Source organism: Streptomyces sp. NPDC002573, from assembly GCF_042889625.1.
Lineage (GTDB): Bacteria > Actinomycetota > Actinomycetes > Streptomycetales > Streptomycetaceae > Streptomyces > Streptomyces gibsoniae.
On the sequence record NZ_JBIARC010000178.1, the window covers coordinates 1 to 5,515 of the forward strand.

At 69.9% G+C, this 5,515-nt stretch carries 4 protein-coding genes and 1 tRNA gene; 3 read left to right on the forward strand and 2 right to left on the reverse strand.

The genetic code is table 11. The annotated features are described in order from the left end of the window. Nucleotides 1-106: 106 nt before the first annotated feature. The 3 genes from ACFYX0_RS46550 to ACFYX0_RS46560 all read left to right on the forward strand — a co-directional run bounded on the left by ACFYX0_RS46550 (nt 107) and on the right by ACFYX0_RS46560 (nt 3,155). Entirely contained in the window at nt 107-2,068 is a 1,962-nt protein-coding gene (locus ACFYX0_RS46550) for an acyl-CoA dehydrogenase (protein WP_388981594.1), read from the forward strand. A gap of 293 nt (nt 2,069-2,361) precedes the next feature. Next, nucleotides 2,362-2,437 (forward strand) — tRNA-Arg (locus ACFYX0_RS46555). Nucleotides 2,438-2,864: 427 nt separating this feature from the next. After that, the gene (locus tag ACFYX0_RS46560; RefSeq protein WP_388981596.1) at nt 2,865-3,155 is read left to right on the forward strand and encodes a hypothetical protein; all 291 of its coding nucleotides are present in this window, start codon (nt 2,865-2,867) and stop codon (nt 3,153-3,155) included. Between the two features lie 93 nt (nt 3,156-3,248). Here the strand turns inward: ACFYX0_RS46560 and ACFYX0_RS46565 are convergent, their stop codons facing one another. After that, on the reverse strand, nt 3,249-4,277 hold the full coding sequence (locus ACFYX0_RS46565; protein ID WP_388981598.1) for an LAETG motif-containing sortase-dependent surface protein: 1,029 nt from the start codon (nt 4,275-4,277) through the stop codon (nt 3,249-3,251). 295 nt (nt 4,278-4,572) lie between these two features. Next, complete coding sequence (locus ACFYX0_RS46570; protein ID WP_388981600.1) at nt 4,573-4,881, reverse strand: hypothetical protein; 309 nt, start codon at nt 4,879-4,881, stop codon at nt 4,573-4,575. Between the last annotated feature and the right edge of the window lie 634 nt (nt 4,882-5,515).

The window sequence follows — 5,515 nt, forward strand, 5'->3', positions numbered from 1 at the left end:
GTAAGACACCACAATGATCACGAACCCCGTGCCTGCACTGCTACCCGCCCGTCACCCAACGATCCACCCAGCCACGGAACTTGAAGCCGCCCTGGGGGGAAGCCCGATGGCTGTCTCGACCTTCGAAGCCTTGGCTGCGGAGACCACGGAAGACCCGGCGATACGCGAACACGCGGCGTCCACCCATGACCTGGCGGTCCACGAAGCACCGGCCGCCCCCGCGGCGCAGGCGCTCCCCGAGGGCCGAGAGACCCCGGCGCAGGCGGGCCCCGCCGGACGCCCGGTCACCGACGAACTCGCGCGTCTCCTCTTCGAGGGCCCGCAACGCGAGCACCGGCACGGCATCTGGCGCAAAACAATCTCCGGCGCCGCGTTCTCGTACCGGCCCGGACTTCCCCCGGCCGAGCGGGCCGCGCTCTCGTACGACCGGCTGCGCCTCCTCAATGAAGTCCTCGTCGACCCCGACCGGTTCGTGGCCGACCCGCATCGGCTGGCCGCCCTGCACGAGTGGATCGGGCCGGTGGACGGAGGGCTCACCACCCTCGCGAGCATCCACTACAACCTGTTCCTCGGCAGCCTCGTCGACCACGACCACGAGAGCCGCGACCTGTCCGCCTTCACCGCGCTGCACGGCACAGGAACGTTCCTGTGCACCGAGTTGGAGCACGGCAACGACGTGGCCGCGATGGAGACCGTCGCCGCCTACGACCGCGCGAGCGACGGCTTCCGTCTGCACACCCCGACGCCCGGCGCGCGCAAGTTCATGCCCAACACCAGCCTGACCGGCGGCCCCAAGACCGCGGTCGTCGCGGCCCGGCTCGTCGTCGACGACGAGGACCAGGGGGTCTTCCTCTTCCTCACCCCGCTCAGCGACGGGACGGGGCATCTGCCCGGGGTCACGGTCCGCCGACTGCCGGACCGCACCGGCACCCCCATCGACCACTGCCTCACCTCCTTCGACCAGGTGTGGCTGCCGCGCGAGGCGCTCCTGCAGGCCGAGCACGGCCGGCTGGACCGCGACGGCACGCTCACCAGCAACCTCGGCAACAAGCGCAAGCGGCTCCTGCGCTCCATCAACCGCGTCACCATGGGCAAGCTCTGCATGAGCGCCGGCACCCTCGGCATGGCCCGCGCCGCGCTCACCGTCGCGGTCCGCTACGCCCACAGCCGCCTCATCGCCGGGCCCCGGGCCGGTGAGCGCATCCCGCTCGCCGCCCACCGCAGCCACCACGGCCGGCTGCTCGACGGGCTGGCCACGGCGTATGCGATGACGTTCCTGCACCGTGCGGTGGTCGACCGGTTCGCCGCGCACACCGAACAGGACCGCGAGGCGGTCGAACGGCTCACGGCCGTCGCCAAGGGCTGGATCACCTGGCAGGCACGGAAGATCGCCACCGAGTGCCGCGAACGCTGTGGCGCCCAGGGCCTGTTCCCCGCCAACGGCATAGCGGACCTGGCCGCGAACATCGAGGGCGGCATCACCGCCGAGGGTGACAACCTGGTGATCTGGGTGAAGGCCGCCTCCGAGATGGTCTTCGGCCACGAGTCCGCGAAACCGGAGGCACTGCCGGCCGGAGACCTGACCGACCTCCCCTTCTTACGAGGCCTGCTCGCCCAGTCGGAGGCCATCTGGCAGACTCGCGCCCGCACGGCCCTGCGCGAGGGCCCGTCCGGCGACCCGGTCGGCCGCTGGAACGTCACCTCGTCCGCCGCCCTGGAGATGGTCTCCGCCCACGCCTGCCTCCAGGCCGCGGACGCCCTCGCGGCAGCCGCCGACCAGGCGACGGACCCGAGGTCGGCCGCCCTGCTGCGCTCCCTGTGCCGCCTGTTCCTGCTCCGGCGGCTCCGCGAGCACACCGGCGATCTGCTCGCCGAGGGCCATCTCACGCCGGACCAGGTCCGCGCGCTTCCGAAGACCATGGACACGACGGTCGCCGAGCTGGCGCCGCACATGATGGCCCTGGTCGACGCGTTCGACTTCCCGTCGGAACTGCTCTCCGCGATCCCGATCGCAAGCGGGGAGTCGATCGTACGAACCATGCCGGACGACCTCCCGCCGTCCCCCTGACGACACCGACGCCGGGCACCGACCGAAACCGGACCCAAAAGGACCCGTCCGCTGCCGCCCCGGCGACCACGGAGCCGCTGACGCTCCGGGCGGCCACAGCCTCTGCCACGGTGGCCCGGGCTGTGGCCCCCAAAGCCGCCGAAAACAAATGATCAAGACAAGACCCCGGCCTGCCCCCCACCGCCCCGCCCCGATCCGCTAACCTGTTGGAACCGCCTCCAGGGGCGGTCGCACCTTGCGGAAGCCGAGACGAATACTCACCCAGAGTATTCACCCAGCTTCGCCAGGACCCCGCCTTCGTAGCTCAGGGGATAGAGCACCGCTCTCCTAAAGCGGGTGTCGCAGGTTCGAATCCTGCCGGGGGCACCATGCATTGCCGCTCTGACCTGCATCGGAACATCAGAAAGGTCCCCTCGGAGTCGCTCTCCGAGGGGCCTTTTGCCCTTCCATGGGAACGCGCCGTCAGCGAGGCTGATCTTGCCGCCCCCTCCGACGAGCTCCCACACCTCCGAACTGACCCGAGGTGCAGATGCCTGAGGCCAGGGAGGGAGGCCTGCGGATCATCGCTGAACACAAGGTGTGGCTCGCCGAACGCCGAAGCCCGATCGTCCGCGGACGCGTGGCCAAGTAGGTGGGCCAGACGCGTGTCCCCAACGGATCGCGATGGTGTCGGTGCGGCAGAAGCCGTGGCCGAGTTCCGTGTGTACCTCAGGGTCTTGGAAGGTGAACGCAGCGGTGGGGCAGCCGCGGTGACGCACGTAGTGCTGTCACCGAAGATCAGGGCGCGGAGGGTGGAGTGGATGCCGTCGGCGCCGACGAGGAGGTCGGCTTCGATGCCGCTGCCGTCGGTGAGGGTGACGCCTACGTCGTCCGTCCGCTGGTCGATGCGGGCCGGACCGACGCCGAAGCGCAGGGCAACGGCAAAGGGCAGCCGTTCCCGCAGAGCGAGTTCAAGGTCGGGACGCATGCTGCTCAGCCGACGCACGCGTACCGAAGGTCACCGCCGCGGCGGTCTCGAAACGCTCGACGCTGGAGGCATCGGATGGATGCCTGGGCGGACAAGACGTCGCGCGCCGAGCCTTCGTAGGCGCCAATGGGCGGCTGATACGGAGCGGTCGCCGGCCGGGAGGCGGGGGTGGCATGCACCACCCCCGCCTCGTTTGTGTCGCCGTATCCGTGGTTACGCGGTGAGGTTCGATCCGGCGCCCTTGCGGCGGCGGACGGCGAAGAGCGCACCGGCACCGACGACTATGGCGACACCGCCGAGCAGGCCGATGGTCGGCACCATGGAGCTGGAGCCGGTCTCGGCGAGGTTGCCGGTGGGCACGATCTCGGTGCTGCCGCCCTGGGGCTTCTTGCCGCTGACCGGCTTCGTGCCCTTGCCCGGCTTGGCCTCCCCGGGGTTGTCGTTGCTGCTACCGGGCTTGAGGACGGTGAAGTCGTAGAAGCCGAACGCGCTGTGCACACAGTTCTTCTGCTCATCGACATAGCCGCCGATGCCCATGCTGAAGCCGTCGCCGGCGGGCGCCTTCGCGGTGATGTCGACGCGCAGCTTGATGTCGACCGTCTTCTTGGCACCGAGGGGGGTCTCGCCGAAGTAGACACCGTTGCCGACCTGGTCGGCCATCGACTCCCACGCCTTGGTCTGGGGGTTGAAGTACTCGAGGTTGGCGTAGGTGCTCAGCCAGTCCTTCTCGTTGTCGCTCGCGGAGTCGTTGTCGATGGTCGCGAGCCACTGCACGGTGCCGAGTGACTGGTCGCTGTGATTGGCGGCCGTCATCGTGAAGTAGTGCCAGCCACTGCCGGCGACGATCTTGCCGGGCAGACCGGAGACGGAGATGCTGAGCTGGGACTCGGGGTCGACCCCTTTGTCGTCGACCGGGCAGTCGCTGGGCTCCGCGCTCTCGCTGGGCTGTGTCGACGCCGACGCCGAGGCGGAGGCCGACGCGGTCGCGCTCTCACTCGCCGAGGTGGACGCAGCCGGGGTGCTTTCCGCAGCGCCGGGAGTGCTTTCGTCAGCGGCCGGGCTGCTCTCCTCGGCCGCGGGGGTGCTTTCGTCGGCAGCGGGAGAGCTCTCCCCGGCCGCCGGACTGCTCGACGACACAGTCGGAGTTCCGTCCGTCGCGAACGCGGCCGGGGCGGAGAGCAGGGCCAGCGGGGCTATGACCGCAGTCGCGGCTGCGGTGACCATGGCACGGCGAAGCTTCATGGGGGACCTCAAGCGGGCTGGTGCTGCGGCGGCGCAGCACGTGTCGGGGACCTCCGCGTGTGGGGCGCGGGCGTGGCCAGGGGTTACGCAGATCAGATCTGTGACTCGCGAGAAGGGTTGTGCTTCACGTCGCCGAATTCTCGCGTGAAATAGGTCACAACGATGAACCGGCCCGGCGTTGCAGCCGTCTGGCCCCCGCCTTAATCATCCTCATTTGCGCCAACACAAGCCTGGAAAGCGGCCCCCGTATCGACTGTTTCCGCTTTCCCGCGCTCAGGATCACCGCCTGCGGGCGTTACCTCCACTGCGAGCTGGTTGCGATGTCCCGTAGTTGGGCCAGTGTCAGGATCGGCGTGGTACGGGTCGAGGGGGCGTTCTGGCTCGGTGCCTGCCACTGCATGATGGTGACGTAGAGCCCGTCAGGATGCAGTACGTTCACCGCCTCGTGCCCGGGGCCCGTTCCGGGTGGTGCCTGCCGGGACTCGATCAGGGTGCCGTCGGCTAAGGGTGTCGTGCCGACGAAGACGTGGCTACGGATCGCGGTGGTGGGGGTCTGCCGGGAGACGTGCACCTCGAGCAGCGACTTGCCGTGGCCGTCGTCCACCCACAGCTGCCCGGACCGTCGGCCGCCGGGCGGGCTCGAACGGGTAAGGCCGCTCGGCAACAGCGTGGTCAGGGTGGCAAGGGCGCGGTCGGCGGGCAGCGTGCCGGTGAGGGTCGGCTTCGGGGCGGCGGATGCCGTGGCCGAGCCGGTTGTGATCGCCAGGAGCCGTGCGCGGCATTAGCGCGTTCTGTGTCAGCAGCGGCCACGCTCCCAGCAGGGCTGAAGCGGCGTTGCCGAGCCGGCCGCCCTGGCGCTCGGCTCCGATAACGGCGAGGTGCTCGACCTGCGCATGGAACGGGCCGCGGTCCGCTTCCTCGACGGCGATTACCGCCGGGTCCTACCCGAGTTCGACGCGCTCGCCAGAGCCTTCTTCCGCACCACCGTCCCCCCAGCGAAAAGTCGCGCTCCTGTCGCGCGCAGGCCGCGCACTGCCGCGCCGAACTGTGCCAGGTCACGGTCGCCCTAAGGAGTTCGAGGCTGTCCTCCGCCAGGTGCCGGCCTCGGACAGCGAAGGCTGCGCCCAACTGGGGCACTGGGTCAACCGACTCTCACGCTGCCCGGCGGCGGTGTGCTGCCCGGCGCGGGGCCGCTGACCACCGGCAACGGCTGGAACATGATGGGCGCATCCCCCTCC